The sequence below is a fragment of the Bradyrhizobium sp. PSBB068 genome, assembly GCA_016839165.1.
GTDB lineage: Bacteria > Pseudomonadota > Alphaproteobacteria > Rhizobiales > Xanthobacteraceae > Bradyrhizobium.
In genome coordinates this window covers 4087446-4104142 of sequence record CP069300.1, presented here as the reverse complement: position 1 = coordinate 4104142, position 16697 = coordinate 4087446, and the positions used below count along the sequence as shown (strand labels likewise).

General features: G+C 65.7%; 17 protein-coding genes and 1 tRNA gene. 12 read left to right on the top strand and 6 right to left on the bottom strand.

All coding sequences use genetic code 11. The features are described from left to right. Window positions 1-129 precede the first annotated feature (129 nt). Window positions 130-399: a hypothetical protein gene (locus JQ507_19070; GenBank protein QRI67108.1), complete on the top strand. Its 270-nt coding sequence runs from the start codon at window positions 130-132 to the stop codon at window positions 397-399. 18 nt (window positions 400-417) lie between these two features. Here the strand turns inward: JQ507_19070 and JQ507_19065 are convergent, their stop codons facing one another. Further along, window positions 418-2898 carry a PAS domain-containing protein gene (locus JQ507_19065; GenBank protein QRI67107.1) on the bottom strand — a complete coding sequence of 827 codons (2481 nt, stop codon included), beginning with the start codon at window positions 2896-2898 and terminating at the stop codon, window positions 418-420. Between the two features lie 68 nt (window positions 2899-2966). Further along, window positions 2967-3746 carry a thermonuclease family protein gene (locus JQ507_19060; GenBank protein QRI67106.1) on the bottom strand — a complete coding sequence of 260 codons (780 nt, stop codon included), beginning with the start codon at window positions 3744-3746 and terminating at the stop codon, window positions 2967-2969. A 297-nt stretch (window positions 3747-4043) separates the two neighbouring features. On the opposite strand from JQ507_19060, the gene JQ507_19055 reads away from it, so the two are divergent. From JQ507_19055 to JQ507_19020, 8 genes are all read left to right on the top strand, one after another. Further along, window positions 4044-4247 (top strand): hypothetical protein, encoded by a 204-nt coding sequence (locus tag JQ507_19055; GenBank protein QRI67105.1) that lies wholly within the window; start codon window positions 4044-4046, stop codon window positions 4245-4247. Window positions 4248-4429: 182 nt separating this feature from the next. Then, a complete protein-coding gene (locus JQ507_19050; GenBank protein ID QRI67104.1) occupies window positions 4430-6445 on the top strand; it encodes an acetyl/propionyl/methylcrotonyl-CoA carboxylase subunit alpha in 2016 nt (671 codons plus the stop codon). A 113-nt stretch (window positions 6446-6558) separates the two neighbouring features. Further along, entirely contained in the window at window positions 6559-7425 is an 867-nt protein-coding gene (locus tag JQ507_19045) for an isocitrate lyase/PEP mutase family protein (GenBank protein ID QRI67103.1), read from the top strand. Continuing rightward, window positions 7422-7721: an acylphosphatase gene (locus tag JQ507_19040; GenBank protein QRI67102.1), complete on the top strand. Its 300-nt coding sequence runs from the start codon at window positions 7422-7424 to the stop codon at window positions 7719-7721. The genes JQ507_19045 and JQ507_19040 overlap by 4 nt, the downstream gene beginning before the upstream one ends. 99 nt (window positions 7722-7820) lie before the next feature. Then, entirely contained in the window at window positions 7821-8378 is a 558-nt protein-coding gene (locus tag JQ507_19035) for a MarR family transcriptional regulator (protein ID QRI67101.1), read from the top strand. A 26-nt stretch (window positions 8379-8404) separates the two neighbouring features. Further along, window positions 8405-9070, top strand: coding sequence for a DUF4166 domain-containing protein (locus JQ507_19030; GenBank protein QRI67100.1), 666 nt, complete (start codon window positions 8405-8407; stop codon window positions 9068-9070). Continuing rightward, the gene (locus JQ507_19025; GenBank protein QRI67099.1) at window positions 9067-10503 is read left to right on the top strand and encodes a TIGR01777 family oxidoreductase; all 1437 of its coding nucleotides are present in this window, start codon (window positions 9067-9069) and stop codon (window positions 10501-10503) included. Before JQ507_19030 ends, JQ507_19025 begins: the two co-directional genes overlap by 4 nt. Window positions 10504-10514: 11 nt before the next feature. After that, the gene (locus JQ507_19020) at window positions 10515-10988 is read left to right on the top strand and encodes a hypothetical protein (GenBank protein ID QRI67098.1); all 474 of its coding nucleotides are present in this window, start codon (window positions 10515-10517) and stop codon (window positions 10986-10988) included. On the opposite strand, the gene lipB is transcribed toward JQ507_19020, so the two are convergent. Continuing rightward, window positions 10985-11713 (bottom strand): lipoyl(octanoyl) transferase LipB, encoded by a 729-nt coding sequence (lipB, locus tag JQ507_19015; GenBank protein ID QRI67097.1) that lies wholly within the window; start codon window positions 11711-11713, stop codon window positions 10985-10987. The genes JQ507_19020 and lipB overlap by 4 nt on opposite strands. Before the next feature lie 60 nt (window positions 11714-11773). Between lipB and fliN the strand changes: the two genes are divergently transcribed. Beyond that, window positions 11774-12019 (top strand): flagellar motor switch protein FliN, encoded by a 246-nt coding sequence (gene fliN / locus JQ507_19010; GenBank protein QRI67096.1) that lies wholly within the window; start codon window positions 11774-11776, stop codon window positions 12017-12019. A gap of 92 nt (window positions 12020-12111) precedes the next feature. Continuing rightward, a tRNA-Leu gene (locus JQ507_19005) sits at window positions 12112-12196 on the top strand. A gap of 191 nt (window positions 12197-12387) precedes the next feature. Here JQ507_19005 and JQ507_19000 read toward each other — a convergent pair. Further along, complete coding sequence (locus tag JQ507_19000; protein ID QRI73412.1) at window positions 12388-13812, bottom strand: RNA-directed DNA polymerase; 1425 nt, start codon at window positions 13810-13812, stop codon at window positions 12388-12390. Between the two features lie 223 nt (window positions 13813-14035). On the opposite strand from JQ507_19000, the gene JQ507_18995 reads away from it, so the two are divergent. Continuing rightward, complete coding sequence (locus tag JQ507_18995; protein ID QRI67095.1) at window positions 14036-14410, top strand: hypothetical protein; 375 nt, start codon at window positions 14036-14038, stop codon at window positions 14408-14410. Window positions 14411-14416: 6 nt separating this feature from the next. On the opposite strand, the gene JQ507_18990 is transcribed toward JQ507_18995, so the two are convergent. Both JQ507_18990 and JQ507_18985 read right to left on the bottom strand, forming a co-directional pair. Beyond that, entirely contained in the window at window positions 14417-15778 is a 1362-nt protein-coding gene (locus JQ507_18990) for a polysaccharide deacetylase family protein (GenBank protein ID QRI67094.1), read from the bottom strand. Between the two features lie 96 nt (window positions 15779-15874). Beyond that, the gene (locus tag JQ507_18985; protein QRI73411.1) at window positions 15875-16639 is read right to left on the bottom strand and encodes a polysaccharide deacetylase family protein; all 765 of its coding nucleotides are present in this window, start codon (window positions 16637-16639) and stop codon (window positions 15875-15877) included. Between the last annotated feature and the right edge of the window lie 58 nt (window positions 16640-16697).

Here is a 16697-nt window from a genome sequence, read left to right as displayed (position 1 = left end):
TCCGCAGAAATGGTTCCCAAAAATCGCTCCGCCGGCACGCCGGACGCGGAACCGAAACCGTGGGACCGCGTTCCCCTGCGGGGCTCGACCGGCAGGCGATCAATGAAAACCGCAATAACGTCCGCGGCCATGCTACTGTTTACCTCGTGCATGGCGAACGCAGAGAGTGGCCTTGCGTCCTACTATCATGGCATCGGCAGGAGCGGCGAGATGACCTGCGCGCATCGCAAGCGGCCATTCGGCAGCATGGTCACCGTGTCCTACCGCGGGAAATCGATCCGCTGCCGCGTCAACGACCGCGGCCCGTTCGTTCGCGGACGGATCATCGACGTCTCGACCACGGCGGCCCGTGCGCTCGGCATCCTGCAGCTCGGCGTCGCCCATGTGGTGATCGAATAGCGCGCGGTCGGCTGCGGATCAGGGCTTGGTGGCGATCGCGCGCTGTTCGGCGATCGCCTTGCGGAGCGTGCGCGACAACGCCTCGACCGAATAGGGTTTCTGGATCAGCTCGAAGCCGCTATGCGCGTTTTCGGCGAGCACGTTGCTGTAGCCGCTGGTCAGCACCACCGGCAGGCCGGGAAAGCGATCGCGGATGATGCCGGCCAGTTCGACGCCGTTCATGCCGGGCATGATCACGTCGGAGAACACGAGGTCGGCGGCGAACTCGTTTTCGGACAGGATCGACAGCGCCGTGTTGGCATTCGCCGCGCGCTTGACCGAATAGCCGAGATCCTCGAGTAGCTCGGTAGAGAACTGGCCGACATCGTCGTTGTCCTCCACCACGAGGACACGATAGCCGCGGCCGATCGAGGTCTGCTCGGTGCCGGCGCTGGCTGCGACCTTGACGTCCACCGGGCGCATCGCCTGCGGCAGATAGATCGTGAAGGTCGCGCCCTGGCCGGGCGCAGAGGTGACCTCGATGTCGCCATCGGATTGCTTGACGAAGCCGAACGCCTGGCTCAATCCGAGACCGGTTCCCTTGCCGACCTCCTTGGTCGTGAAGAACGGTTCGAAGATCGCGTCGAGATTTTCCGGAGAGATGCCGGTGCCGGTATCCTGGATCGAGACCGTGACGAAATCGCCGCTGCGCGAGGCCTGCGCGCGCAGGGCAGGGATGTGCTTGACCTTCCTGACGCCGATCGTCAGCTGGCCCTCGCCGTTCATGGCATCGCGGCCGTTGACCGCAAGATTGATCATCGCGGTCTCGAACTGGCCGATATCGGCGATCGCAAAGCAGTCGGGATCCTCGATCCTGACCTCGATGTGGATCCGTGCCCCGACCAGTGGGCGGATCAGCTGCACCACGCTGTCGACCTGGGTGCCGACGTTGAACACTTCGGGGTTGAGCGGTTGCCGGCGCGCAAATGCCAGCAGCTGCGCGGTCAGCTTGGAGGCACGCTCGACGGTCTCGGCGATCGCGTCGATGTAGCGGCGGCGCCGTTCATCGGGCAGCTCGCGGCGGCGCAGGAAATCGGTCGCGGAGCGGATGATGGTGAGTAGATTGTTGAAGTCGTGCGCGACGCCCCCGGTGAGCTGCCCGACCGCTTCCATTTTCTGCGATTGCCGCAGCGCTTCCTCGCCGCGGCGCCGTTCGGTGATGTCGACGGCCTCCGGCACCGCGCCGACGATCGCGCCGTGCTGGTCGCGCAGCGGCCGCATCTCGAAGTCGAAATGGCGGTCGCCGATCGGCAGCCGCAGCGGCAATTCGGACTTGACGTCCTCGCCGCGCATTGCGGTGGCGAACGCATTCTTGATCGTTTCCGGCGCGCCTTCGGTCGAGCTGAACCAGGGCGTTTCCCAGAACAGCCTGCCTACGACATCAGCGGCGTCAGCGCGAATGCCGGCCAGCGCGGTCCGGTTGGCGTAGAGCAACTCGCCGTCCTGATTGAGCAGCCCCTGATGTTGATGGCTGGTTTCCAGGATCGCGCGCATCTGGGCCTCGCTGGACTCGAGCTGCGCGGTCCGTTCGGTGATGCGTCGCTCCAGCGACTCGTTGAGCTTGCGCAGCTCGATCTCGGCCTGCTTGGCGGCGGTGATGTCGTGGGCGACGCCGATGAAGCCGATATGCTTGCCGTTCGGGTCCCAGCGCGGCTGCGACTCCGAGCGCAGCCAGCGCCAGTCGCCCGCAGCGTTTCGATAACGGGCCTCCAGCACGAATGGTTTCAGCGAGAGCTCGCCGGTGATCTGCTCCTGCAGGATCTTCGGTAGATCATCCGGATGCAGCGCCTTGCGCCAGTCGAACACGATCGCTTCCTCGAACGGCAGTCCGAGGAAGTCGAGATAGGCCTGATTGGCGAAGGAGCGGGTGCGGTCGAGCTTGGTCACCCAGATCGGGACCGGCGCGCTGTCGGCGATCAGGCGGAAGCGTTCCTCGCTTTCCCGCAAGGTTTCCTGCGCCAGCATCTGATCGGTGACGTCGAGATCGGCGCCGACCAGCCGCAGCGCGCGGCCGCTGCGATCGCGGTCGATCTTGGCGACGACACGAATCCAGCGGCTCTCGCCGTCGCTCGGGCGGATGATGCGGTACTCGGCGGTGTAATCCTCGCCGCCGGCCTTCAGCACGCCGAACAGGTGCTCGATGGTTCGCTCGCGATCGTCGGGGTGGATGCGCGCGACCCAGTTCTCATAGGTCTCGTTGACTTCCTCAGGGGGTAGTCCATGCACCAGGAGATATTCGGGGGAGCGGCGGTTGCGCACGCCGTCGCGGAAATCGATCTCAAGCCCGCCGACCCGCGCAATGCGCTGGATCCGCGCCAGCTCGGCCTCGCGCTCCTGCAGCTCGCGATGCGCGCGATCGCGTTCGCGCGCGATTTCCTCGAGGTGCTGCCGCAGCCGTTCTGCTGCCGCAGCTTCGGGAAGCACATCAGAGCGATCGGGTGGGGTCATGCGCGCCGGCAACCTCTTGGCGCAGTCTCACACAGGACGAGGCGGCTTTGCCAGCTTGTTTTGTCGCATTCAGTTGCTGGTCACTTGCCCTTGGGCGGACGGCAATTATAGGCCCTGCGGAACCCGGCGGCCTGCGCATCCTCTTCGGAGCAGAACCAGCGATCCGGATTGCTGAGGCCCGGGTAACTGCGGCACGCCTGCAAATGATAGATGCCGACATTGCCGGTGACGCGGGCGCGCACGGCGTACTTGCCCTTGATGTTGCAGCTTGCCGGCATCGGCAGGTCTGCGGGGAAGAGCGCGTCGCGGATCTGTGTGTCGCGGTTGGCCGGACAGGCATTGCCGAGCAGGGCACCGTCCTTCCTGGCGGCACGAAAATCGCGCGGCGCCACGAAGCAGCCCTTCCACAGCCCCGCGCGATTGTCCCTGGCGGTGGCTTCATCCGGCTTGAATCGGCCAGTGGCCGACGTCTCGACGTTGAGGGCGTATCCCTTCTGCACCAGCACCTGGCTGAGGTTGGTCGGGTCGCCCTCGATCTTGCAGACGCCGAGGCGGCGCTTCTTGTAGGTCGGGTCGACGCCGATATCGTCGCAGTGAACAGGCTTGCCGCCGATCAGCTTGGAGAGCTGGTCGCGCGCTTCCATTCCACAGGTCCAGACATCGGCGTGCTCGTCGATACAGAGCTGGTCAACCGCCGGCGCATCGATGCCGTCGAGTCGATAGGTCGTGTTGCCGAGCTGAACGGTGCCGGCGTCCTTGATGATCGCGGTGACCGCGGGGCCAGCGGTCGCCGGCAGGACGGGGCTCGCGAACAGGCATGTCAGGAGAAGTGTCGTGACGACCGGATTTCGAAACCGCATTTTCTCACTTCAGATCTTTGGCGGGCAACCGGACTTCTAGCACAGCCCGGTACGATCCAACCAAGGACTGTTCGCGAACCGGTGCGTGCGCGCAGTCACATCCCGACCGGCGTTCCGCGACGTAGAACGGACGGGCATCGCCGTTGCAGGGATGCAGGCATGGCCGAGTTTCATCATGGAACGTCATTGCCGACATCCCCTGCAATGTCTCGCGTGCTGGCGTGCGCAAAGATCCGATTGACTCGATAAGAACAAAATAGGAACATGATGTGCCACCTGAATCCCGGATACCTCACGATGTCTGCACGGCCCGAATCTGACGACGATGACGGGCTGGAAGCGGCTGTCGATCAGGCCATTTCCGCCTGCGGCGGGAATCTGCGCGCGACCATCCGGGCGCTGATCGTGGCCAATGAGTTTCTGGAAAATGAGGTCAGCGAGCTGATGAAAGCCGTTGCGAAGGCGTATTCCCGCGGCCGCTTCAAGACCTATTCGGGCTGAAGTCCCCCTCAGGCTACCGCAAAAGCCCACCCAAGGCCTGGCCAGGCACCGGGCCGGATTTGCATTAGACCGTTGCCTCCGGGGCAATTTGCTGTACCACGGAGTGGTTACGCCCAATCGCCCGTGCCAGATTGCGCGGGGAGGAATCCTGCCAAGTCCTAAAAAGCCCAAGCAAGAAGAGCATGTTCAAACGAATCCTGATCGCCAACCGCGGCGAGATCGCCTGCCGGGTCATCAAGACTGCGCGCCGTATGGGGATTGAGACGGTCGCCGTCTACTCCGAGGCCGACCGCGACGCGCTGCATGTCGAGATGGCCGATGATGCCGTGCTGATCGGCCCGCCCGCCGCGGCCGAGAGCTATCTATTGATCGACAAGATCGTCGAAGCCTGCCGCAAGACCGGCGCGCAGGCGGTGCATCCCGGCTACGGCTTCCTTTCCGAGCGCGAGGCGTTTCCGCGCGCGCTGGAAGCCGCCGGCGTCGTCTTCATCGGCCCGAACCCCGGCGCGATCGCCGCGATGGGCGACAAGATCGAATCCAAGAAGGCCGCCGCAAAGGCGAAAGTCTCGACCGTGCCGGGTCATCTCGGCGTCATCGAGGACGACAAGCACGCGGTCCAGATCGCCGACGAGATCGGCTATCCCGTAATGATCAAGGCCTCCGCCGGCGGCGGTGGCAAGGGTATGCGCATCGCGCATTCCAAGGCCGAGGTCGCCGAGGGCTTCAACCTCGCCAAGGCCGAGGCGAAGTCGTCGTTCGGCGACGACCGCGTCTTCATCGAGAAGTTCATCGTCGATCCCCGGCACATCGAGATCCAGGTGCTCGGCGACAAGCATGGCAACGTGATTTACCTCGGCGAGCGCGAATGCTCGATCCAGCGCCGTAACCAGAAGGTCATCGAGGAGGCGCCGTCGCCGCTGCTCGACGAGACCACCCGCCGCAAGATGGGCGAGCAGGCGGTCGCTTTGGCCAATGCCGTGAACTACGATTCGGCGGGCACCGTGGAGTTCGTCGCCGGCCAGGACAAGAGCTTCTACTTCCTGGAGATGAACACCCGCCTGCAGGTCGAGCATCCCGTCACCGAACTGATCACCGGCGTCGACCTTGTCGAGCAGATGATCCGCGTCGCGGCCGGCGAGAAGCTCGCGATCGCGCAGAAGGACGTCACGCTGACCGGCTGGGCGGTGGAGTCCCGCGTCTATGCCGAGGATCCGTTCCGCAACTTCCTGCCGTCGATCGGCCGCCTGGTCAAATACCGTCCGCCGGCCGAAGCCAGCCATGACGGCATCACTGTTCGTAACGACACCGGCGTCCAGGAAGGCGGCGAGATCTCGATCTACTACGATCCGATGATCGCCAAGCTCGTCACCCACGCCCCGTCGCGCGCCGCCGCGATCGAGGCGCAGGCGACCGCGCTCGACGCCTTCTATGTCGACGGCATCAGGCACAACATTCCGTTCCTCTCGGCATTGATGAACCATCCGCGCTGGCGCGAGGGCCGGCTCTCGACCGGATTCATCGCCGAGGAATTCCCCAAGGGATTCTCGGCGCGCGCGCCCGAGGGCGAGATCGCGCGGCGGCTCGCAGCAGTGGGTGCCGCGATCGACCATGTGCTGGGCGAACGCAAGCGGCAGATTTCCGGCCAGATGGGCGGCCGCGTCGTGCAGCGCGAGCGCCGCCGCGCGGTGTGGCTCGATCGGGCCGAGATCGCGCTCGACGTCGCGCGCGAGGATGACGCCATCGCGGTGCGCTTCGTCGGCGCCGACGGGCTGCCTGGCAATCCGCACAATCTGGTGTCGAGCTGGGCGCCGGGCGAGCCGGTCTGGCAGGGCACCATCGACGGCAATTTGGTCGCCGTGCAGGTGCGCGCGATCAACAACGGCTTCCGCCTTGCGCATCAGGGTTTTGAAGTGCCGGTCTACGTCTTCACCGAGACCGAGGCGACCTCGGCGCGGCTGATGCCGGTGGTCTCGGCCGCCGACACCGGCAAGAAGCTGCTGTGCCCGATGCCGGGGCTCGTGGTGTCGATCGCGGTGACCGAAGGCCAGGAGGTCAAGGCTGGCGAGACGCTTGCGGTGGTCGAAGCCATGAAGATGCAGAACGTGCTGCGCGCCGAACGCGACGGCACGGTGAAGAAGATCCACGCCGCCGCCGGCGCCACGCTCGCGGTCGATGCGTTGATCCTGGAGTTCGCATAAACTCGTCATTTGCGAGCGCAGCGAAGCAATCCATCCGACCGCGTATGCGTATGATGAGAGATGGATTGCTTCGTCGCTTCGCTTCTCGCAATGACGTGGAGGGAGACACCACCATGGCCTTCCGCAGACGCCGCGAAGCACTGCGATCGATCCTCACCGGATCAGGCTGCATTCGGCCGGGCTCGGTCTATGACGCGACCTCGATCCGGATCGCAGAGGACCTCGGCTTCGAGCTCGGCATGTTCGGCGGCTCGGTGGCCTCGCTCGCCGTGCTCGGCGATCCCGACATCGCGCTGATCACACTGACCGAGTTCGCCGAGCAGATCCGGCGGATGTCGCGCGCATCGACGCTGCCGGTGCTGGTCGATGCCGACCACGGCTACGGCAACGCGCTCAATGTCCGCCGCACGGTCCAGGAGGTGGAAGCCGCCGGTGCCGCCGGCCTCACGATCGAGGACACGCTGCTGCCGCAGCCGTTCGGCGAGACGAAGACGCAACTGATCTCGCGCGAGGAGGGCGTCGGCAAGATGAAAGCCGCGCTCGACGGCCGCAGCGACCCGTCGCTCGTCATCCTCGGCCGGACCGGCGCCGTCTCGATCACCAACCTCGACGACGCGATCGCGCGCGCGAAGGCCTATGAGGCGGTCGGCGTCGATGGCTTGTTCTTCACCGGCATCAAATCGCGCGGTGAGCTGGAGGCACTGTCGGCCGCGACGACGCTGCCGATCGTGCTCGGCGGCGCACCGGAGGAGATGACCGCGCCGGACTATCTGGCAAGCCAGCGCGTCAGGATCGCGTTGCAGGGCCACGCGCCGTTCGCGGCCGCGACCCAGGCCGTCTACGAGACGCTGAAGGCGCTGCGCGAAGGCACCTCGCCAAGGAATCTCAAGGGCATTGCGTCCTCCGAACTGACCAGCCGCGCGATGCGCGAGGCGGAGACCAAGGCGCGCAGCGGCGAATTCCTCGGCCTGAAGAAGTGAGCGATGTGATCCGCCACGTTACGATCACCGGACGCGTGCAGGGCGTCGGCTATCGCGCCTGGGTTCACGAACATGCGAACGCGCGCGGCCTCGAAGGCTGGGTTCGCAACCGCCGCGACGGCAGCGTCGAGGCGATGTTCGTCGGTCCCGAGGGCGTCGTCGCCGACATGATCAAGGCGTGCGGCCGCGGCCCGATCTCGGCGCGCGTCGACCGTGTGCAGGAAGACGTCGGCACGGCCGATCTGCTCAATCTGCGCGGGGCAGGCGAGCGCTTCGCCTTCCTGCCGACGGTCTGACCGTCCGCAAAGTCATCCGTCTCACCATCGACGACGTTCGCGGCCGAACGGTTTCCGGCGGCCCTTGACTTTCGGTCCGAATAATCTGATATTTCTGTTATGACAGAAACAACCGCCAAGAAAAAACTCCCCGCCGTCGTCGAACGCTTCATCCTGCATTGGGGCGACATGGGCGACGAATGGGGTGTCAACCGCTCGGTCAGCCAGATCCACGGGCTGCTCTACCTCGCCGAAGCGCCGATGACGGCTGAGGACATTGCCGACACGCTCGGCATGGCGCGCTCCAACGTCTCCAACTCGATCAAGGAGCTGTTGTCCTGGGGCTTGATCCGGCGGGTGCCGATCCTCGGCGACCGTCGCGACCACTTCGAGGCCGAGACCGACATCTGGGAGGTGGCGGCCAAGATCGCGGCCGGGCGCAAGGAGCGCGAGATCGATCCTGCGCTCGCGGCACTGCGCGCCTGCGTCTCCGACGCGGCCGACGACCCCGCCATCAGCCCGCTCGCCAGCAAGCGGCTGAAGGAGATGCTGACCTTCACCGAGCTGGTCGACCGCTGGTACTCGCAGATGCTGAACGTGCCGCGGCCGCGCCTGGTCGCGCTGATCAAGCTCGGCGAGAAGATTGTGAGTTTCCTGCCGACAGGCAGGGCCAAATAGGGGCCGCGGCGTAACGGGAGTATGCGATGGCGTCAGCAAGGATATCCACCTTAAAGACAGCGCCGGCTTCCGATACCAAACTGCTCGACGACCATCGCTTCCGCGCGTTGCTGTCGGACGAGGATTGGGGCCGCCTGCCGGTCGCGATCTGGCGGCGCTTCTCGAAGCGCTTCGAGGACGGCAACACCGTCGTCTATGTCGGCGAGGTCGAGGAAGCCGCGAGCAGCCGCGCCGGCTGGTGGCTGGCGCAGGCCGCGCGGCTGATCGGCGGGCCGCTTCCGACCGGCAACGAGACCCGGGTGCCGATGATCGTCACGGTCACCGAGGACGCCGCAAGCGGCGGCCAGATCTGGACCCGGATCTGTGCGCGCCGCGACGGCTTCCCGCAGGTGATTCATTCTGCCAAGCGCTTTGCCGGCCCGACCGGGCTCGAGGAATATGTCGGGTTCGGCGTCAGCATGGCGCTCAGGATCGCGGTCGAGCACGAGGCGCTGGTGTTTCACAGCGTCGGCTATTCGTTGCAACTCGGTCCGTTCCGCCTGCCGCTGCCCGACTGGCTCACCCCCGGCGATCTCACCGTGACACATTCCGATCTCGGTTGCGGCGACTTCCGCTTCACGCTGGAGATCATCCACCCGCGTTTCGGCCGGCTGATCCGTCAGTCCGCCGTGTTCAGGGAGGCTTCGTCATGACGCCGCTGCTGTGGACCCTGGTCGCCATCCAGATCGCGATGGGCGCCTTCGACACCTTCTATCACCATGAATTCACCGAGCGGCTCGCCTGGCGTCCATCGCAGCGCCATGAGCTGCAGCTGCACAGCGTCCGCAACATGCTCTATGCGCTGCTGTTCCTCGTGCTCGGCTGGCTCGAGGTGCACGGCATTCTTGCGATTGCCATCCTGGCCGTGCTCGCGGTCGAGGTCGTCATCACGCTGATGGATTTCGTCGAGGAGGATCTGAGCCGCAAGCTGCCGCCGAGCGAGCGGATCAATCACACGCTGCTGGCGATCAACTACGGCGCGATCCTCGTGCTGCTGGTGCCGGTGCTGATCGGCTGGACCACGCAGCCGACCGGGATCGCTCCCGCTTATGCCGGGCTCCTGAGCATTTTTGCGACCACCGCGGCCTTCGGTGCGGCGCTGTTCGGCGCGCGCGACTTTGCCGCGTCCCGACGCCTGGGACGGATGGCAACCGTGCCGGCTGCGACGCTCGTCGAGAAACTGCCGCCCCGTCAGACCGTACTGATCACCGGCGCGACCGGCTTCATCGGCAGCCGCCTGGTCGCAAGCCTCGCCGCATCGGGCCATCAGGTGATCGCGCTGATCCGCAATCCGGCCAAGGCCGAGACGCTGTCGCCGCCGGTGACGCTGATCACCAGCCTCGACCAGTTGCCTGCGTGTTCAGTGATCGACGCCGTCGTCAATCTCGCCGGTGAGCCGATCGGCAACGGCCTGTGGACCGAGGCCAAGCGCCGCAGGATCATAGCCTCGCGCGTCGATATGACCGCTGATGTCGTCAAGCTGATCGCGCGCCTCGAGCGCAAGCCGCAGGTCTTGGTGAGTGGATCGGCGATCGGCTGGTACGGGCTCTGGCAGGACCAGGTGCTCACCGAGTCGGCGAAGTCCCATGCCTGCTTCAGTCACGAACTGTGCGAGGCCTGGGAGAACGCGGCCAGACCCGCCGCCGACCACGGCGTGCGCGTGGCGTATTTGCGGATCGGACTCGTGGTAGGCACCGACGGCGGCTTCATCACGCGGATGCTGACGCCGTTCGAGTTCGGTCTCGGCGGGCCGCTCGGCTCCGGCAGGCAGTGGATGTCGTGGATCGAGCGCGACGACCTCGTGCGGCTGATCGCGCATGTGATCGCGAAGCCCGAGCTCTCAGGGCCGATCAACGCGACCGCCCCGATCCCGGTCACCAACACGAAATTCACCGAAGAGCTCGGACGTCGCCTGCACCGGCCCACGATCTTCCGCGTGCCGGCCGCGCTGCTGCGTGCCGTCGGCGGCGACTTCGCCGACGAGTTGCTGCTCGGCGGTCAGCGCGTGCTGCCGAACAAGGCGCTGAGCAACGGCTTTGTGTTCCGGCACGAAACGTTGCGCAGCGCGTTCGAGGCGATCTTGTAGGGGAGGGCAGAGTGACATCTGGTACGTGTTCTCGCGCGCTGACGGGATGGCTGGCCGGATGCGCCGCCGCAACGGCGGTTATGTGTGGCTTAGGGCTGGTGGTCCTGGCGATCGCGTCCGGTCGCGATCTGGTGAGATTTCTCGAGGGCGGTCTTGCACTTCTTGTCTTCGCGCTGATCGACTTCGTCGTCATAGGCGCGTTGACGGCCATTCCGTCCGTTTTGGTTATCTGGCTTAGTGAGCGGCTTGCGATCCGCTCGGTCCTGTTCTTCGGCTTCGTTGGCGCTGGCATCGGCGTAATCAGCGTCAGCCTTCTCGTGGGCGCCAGCGGCTCGTGGAATCCGGTGATCGGCTTGCTGTTTGGCGTTGCTGGATTTGCTGCAGGGGTGGCCTATTGGCGCATTGCCGGCCGTCACGCGGGCAGCGGCGAGCCGGCAAGACCCGTTGCTGATCACGCCGTCGCGACGCGCAGGAAGCCCGGTTAGATCGCGGTTTCCCGCAGCCGCGCCGCGGTGTCGCCGAACACTTCGGAAAAGGCCTGCCGGAGCGCGATGTCGACGTCGGCCATCGTGACCGGCAGCCCGAGATCGACCAGCGAGGTCACGCCGTAGCGCGGATCGACCACGCCGCAGGGCACGATCGCCTGGAAGTGCGAAAGGTCGGGCTCGACATTGATCGCGATGCCGTGGAACGAGACCCAGCGGCGCAGCCGCACGCCGATCGCGGCGATCTTGTCCTCATGGCCAGGCCCCTTGTCCGGGCGTTTCACCCAGACCCCGACGCGGTCCTCGCGGCGCTCGCCGCGGACGTTGAAGGCCGCAAGCGTCCGGATAATCCATTCTTCCAGCGAAGCGACATAGGCGCGCACGTCCGGCCGGCGCCCCTTGAGGTCGAGCATCACATAGGCCACGCGCTGGCCCGGGCCGTGATAGGTGACCTGGCCTCCGCGGCCGCTCTGGAAGGTCGGAAAGCGCGCGTCGAGCAGGTCGTCGGCCTTGCCGCTGGTGCCGGAGGTATAGAGCGGCGGATGCTCCAGCAGCCACACCAGTTCTGGCGCCTCGCCCGTGGCGATCGCTGCGACCCGTGCATCCATCGCGGCGAGAGAATCGGGGTAGGGGACCGGACTATTTGAGATCCGCCATTCGACCGCGTCGCCGCCCGAGGGGCGTGCAAACGTCGTCAGATCGAGGCTTTGGCGGTCGTTAACCATTAGCTAACCCTAACATGGTCAGGTGAACCCACAATCTAGTTCCCGTTCGGCGGTTCAGAAGTGCCCACCCTCGATAAAGTCAGCGTCGATCTCATGGTGGTCCTCGGTACCACCACTATGCCGATTCACCAGGTCATGCGGCTCTCCCGCGGTGCCATCATCGAACTGGATGCCACCGAGGCCGACGAGGTCAAGATCCTCGCCAACAACCTGCCGGTGGCCAGCGGCGTGGTTCTGGTCGACCGCAACCGGATTGCGGTCGAGGTCAAGCAAATGCTGCCGAAATCTCCCGGGGTTCGCAGTTAATTCAAGCATCAAGCCGCTTGTCCCTGCATCCGTGATTTGTTACATGGCCCCCTCGATGCGGCGGCGCCTTAGGGTTCCATCCGACATCCTTAGCGCTCGTGGCGGAATTGGTAGACGCGCTGCCTTGAGGTGGCAGTGGGTAACACCGTGGGGGTTCGAGTCCCTCCGAGCGCACCACCCCTAGAATTGCGATTGAAATCGTTGCTGTTTTAGCTGCCATGCGCTTTGCATGGGGCGCGGTGGCGCTATCGAATGTTGCGATTTTGCTCCGCTCCCAGCTCGCACGGCAGCCTGCCATCCCGACGCCGCCTGCGTTGAATTGCCCGCAGCGATTCTCCCGATCGAGCCTGACCGGGCCGGGCGTTGGCTCAGCGCCTCCACCATCGGCTGAAGTACAGAAACAGCATCGCGCCGGCGATCGCGGGGCCGCCGGGGAGCGGTAGGAATGCGAGAGCCACCAGGATCACCAATGCGGTGACGAACCACGGCTGCCTTTTCTTGCTTGGTGCCGTCGCCGGTCCAGTTGCAGGAGCCGCCTGCGGACCGGCCGCACGCGTCGCATCCGCTGGCGGTGACGGGACATTGGGCACGCGCGACGGGATGGGCGCTGTGACGCGCGCATGCGCAGCCCGCTTCTTTTCGTCCTGCCGCGCCAGCGCGACCAGCAGGTCACGCGGCACGGCCACCGCCTCGTTGACGGTGAGGCCGGTGACCTCCTGGCGCGACGAGCGGCGCATCACGCGGGTCTTGTCCGGATGGACATTGAACCCTTCGGCCGCGACGATGCCGTGCACGGCCTTGATCAGGGTGCCGATCTTCTTCACCGCTTCGCCCGAGCCGGAGAAGGTCAGATCGTCGGCGCAGCGGCTGTAGACGAAGCCGAGGACGCGTGAGAGCCTGACAAGGCGTTTGTCGAGCTTGCGGCAGATCAGGTTGGTGATCGCCGGGCTGGTCGGCGCGCCCTGCGGCAGCAGCCGCGGACCGTCCGCGATGAAATGTCGCTCGCCGTCGAGCGCGACTTGGTCGACCATCGGCTCGGTGCACAGCAGCGCAAGCGGGATCGCGACTGCCTCCGCGTAGCCCAGCGCCTCGAACAGGCCCTTGACGCGGGCGTAAGTCAGGGTCGGGAAGAAATCCTTGAGATCGAGATTGATCACCACGTCACGGCCGACATGGTTGCGCGCATTGGTCAGGATCGAGCGCTGCGGCGCAAATCCATGCGCGGCATCATGCAGCGGCACCCGCGCGAGAATGTTCTCGAGCACCCAATACTGCGCGCGCTTGAGGCGCGGCATCGGTGCCGAGATCAACCGCTCGCCGCCGCTCTTCTTCGGGATCGTGAAGCGCTGATAGTGGTTGACCGACGCCACCTTCCTGTTGAAAGCGAGGAAGCGCAACTCGCCAAGTGGCACGCCCATCGCATCAGCCAGCGCCTTGGCATCGGCGAGCGGGGGCAGGCCGTCGCGCAGGAGCGTCGCCGTGGTGCGGGCATGAAGGCCGCGCGAGACGTCCTCGCCGAGATAGAGCACGTCGCGCTTGCGCCGATCGTACCAGGCAAAGGCCCGGCTTTGTCGCGCCTCGGCGTTGCGACGCTTTGTCTCCTGCCGCCGCGCCATCGCCTCGGCCTTGCGGCGCTTGTGCATCTCCTTCAGCGCGCGCTGGGGATCGCCGAGCATGGCGTTCTGGCGCTGCAACTCGGTGAGCTCGCGCATCGCATCGGCACGGGCGCGGATGACGTCCGCGGCGGGCGCCGGCGCGTCTTCGCCGTCGGGCCAGAAGCCGAGCCGGATCATCTCCTCGAGGATGACCTCGTCCTTCGACGACTGGCGGACGTCAATGGGCTCCTGGTGCAGGCAGACTTCGCGCGTGTGACGTCGAGGTGTCGATCGATGCGGTTCTGTAACACCAGCAGGGTAGAGTAACTGTTGCACGGCCTTGCTGGTATGTCGCTGCCGACCGGAGGCCGTCGCGTCTCCCGATCGCGCCGCCGCGAGCCTGCCCCACCCGGAGTTCCCGATGATCTTTGCCAGCTACGTCTACCGTGCCGTCTCCAACTTCGTGTTCCTGGGGCTGGTCTATTTCACGCTGAACCTGCTGGAGAAATACGAGCAGCGCGCGACCGTCGCGATCCTGGTTCTGGTCTATGCGGTGATGCATGCCCTTTCCGGCCTGCGCTCATTCTATTTCTTCCAGCGCATCGAGCGCCTCGAAGGCGAGACGCGGCGGCTCGCGGCTGCGGCCGGCGAGGGACCGAATGCTGCGGCCTCGCGCAAGCAGATCGTCGCCGATGTCACCGAGCTCAGGCACGCCGGCGAGATCAAATCCTATATCGACATCTTCTTCCTGGCGCTGGTGATCCTGCTCTGCGTCGCCAAGATCGTGGCCAGCTAGGCCGCTTCAATCAGGCACGCGCTTGCTGGCTGCCGAGGCTTCGGCGCGCGGGACACGCTTGGCGACGTGGACTGACGCATTGCTCGCCGTCGGCGGCGCGACCTGCAGCGGCGCACCACGGCCTCTGCCATCGGCCGCCGCGGGGACCTGATGCGCTGCCTGCTTCGGATGCTTGACCTGGCGTGCGGAGATTGCCTGCGCGCGCGGTGCGCCAGCGGCTGGAGCAGCGAGGCGGCGACTGGCCGTCGAGCGGGTCGCAAGCAGGGTCAGGTCCAGCGCCTCGGGAACGCGAAACACGCCGGCCGCTGGGACGGGCAATGTCGAGGCCGCCGCGAGTTGCGCGAGCTGCGGCTGCGGCCACAGGGTGCGGACCGCCACGCCGATGCGGGCGCGCTGCGCATGGTCGAGGATGTCGGCGTCGCGCCAGTCCAGATCGGCAAACACCGGTGCCGGCAGCGTCCGCGTCGCGGTGAAGACGAAGTTCGGAATTCTCGGCCAGCGCGTCGTCGCCACCGTCTCGGTCGGCGGGTGCATGAACCATTGCTGCGGCTCGGTCGGTGTCGCCGGACGGTCGGCCGTCGCGGGGACGACGTGAACGATGCGGTAGCCGCGTTCCTTCAGAGTGGCGAGGATGCGCGGCAGCGCCGCGACGGTGCGCGGCTGGATGTCGTGCAGCAGCAGGATGCCCTTGCGCTTGGCCTCGATGCGCTGGATCGCGAGGTCGTAGACCCGCTGCGGCGAGACGTGGCGCCAGTCGTCGGCCGGGAAGTCGGCGCTCCAGACCTGGATGCCCTGCGACGCCAGATAGGCTTCCGGAACCTCGGCGCGCATCAGGCCGGGAATCCGGAAGAACGGCGCGAGCTTGCTCTTGTCGCCGTTGAGCGCGGCGAGCGTCGAGGCGATGCCGTCGTCGACTTCCTGCCGCACCTTCTCGAGCGGCATCTTGTTCATCGTCAACGGATGGTTCTGGCTGTGCGTGCCGACGGTATGCCCGGCCGCGATCAGCTTGCGCACGCCGTCCGGATTGAACCGGGCCTGGGAGCCGATGGTGAAGAAGGTCGCCTTGACGCACTGGCTGGCGAGGATGGCCAGCACCTGGTTGCTGTATTTCGGCAGCGGCCCATCGTCAAAGGTCAGCACCACCTCGTGGTCGGCGAGCGGCAGCGTCTCCGGATATTGCATGGTGCCGATCCGCGGATGCTCCATGGGATCGACGACGAGAGTCCGCGAGGTGCCGAGTGCGTTGGGATTACCCGCGCAGTCCGCGGCAAGGGCGGGCTGCGGCGTCATGAAGCAGCAGCCCAGCAGTGCCGCGCCGATCACGGTCCGCGACCGCTTCCGGATCATCACCAGGACGTTTGCAATCATCGAATCTCGGCCGCATTCCAAACGCACTGACGAATCCTTAAGGGCGGCCCCATGAATGCGGCCTTAACGGTCTGTAATCCAGCTTGGGTGCCGGGTTCAATGTGTCCGGTCAGACACGGTCTTCATCGCTGCCGGCACGATGTGGACGATGTGATAATTATGCTCCTGCAGGTACCTTAGAAAGGCCGGCAGCATCACGGCCGTCCGCATTTGCGGGTCATGCAGCAGGATAATTCCCTTGCGATGGCCTTCGAGCCGCCCGGTGAGCAGCTTGAGTTCCTCCTCGGGCGTCATCTTGTTCCAATCGCTGGCCCAGAAATCGGCGCCGAACACCGCGATACCGCGCTTTTCCATCTGGGACAGCAGGTCCGGTGTCGATTCGAAATACGGGAACCGGAAGAACGGGGTGCTCGGGATCGTGCTCGAGGTCCCGTGCAGGGCCTTTCCGACCGCTTCGATCCCTCGGTTGATGTTCGCCTCGGCCTGATCCAGCGGAATCTTGTTGAGATGCGGATGGTCCCAGGTGTGGTAGCCGATGGTGTGGCCGAGGCGGGCGATCTTGCGCACCATGTCGGGGTGATCGGCCGCGTTGCGGCCGACCATGAAGAAGGTGGCCTGCACGCATTCGGCGGCCAGTGCCGTCAGCACCTTGTCTGTGACTCCCGGCGTCGGTCCGTCGTCGAAGGTCAGCACGACCTCGCCATCCCTGAGCGGCAGGGTCTGCGGAAAGCTTTTCAGCCCCACGCGCGGATAGGTCGCAGGATCGACCTCGAGCACACGCGAGGTGCCGAGCGCATCCTTGCGCAGGCATTCGGCGGCGTGCGCCGGGCCGAACAGCGCACAAGGCGCGAGTGCGACCAATGTCGCGACAACGTTCAGGAGCGGTCGTGGTGCGCTCGACATATTTCTCATTGCACTG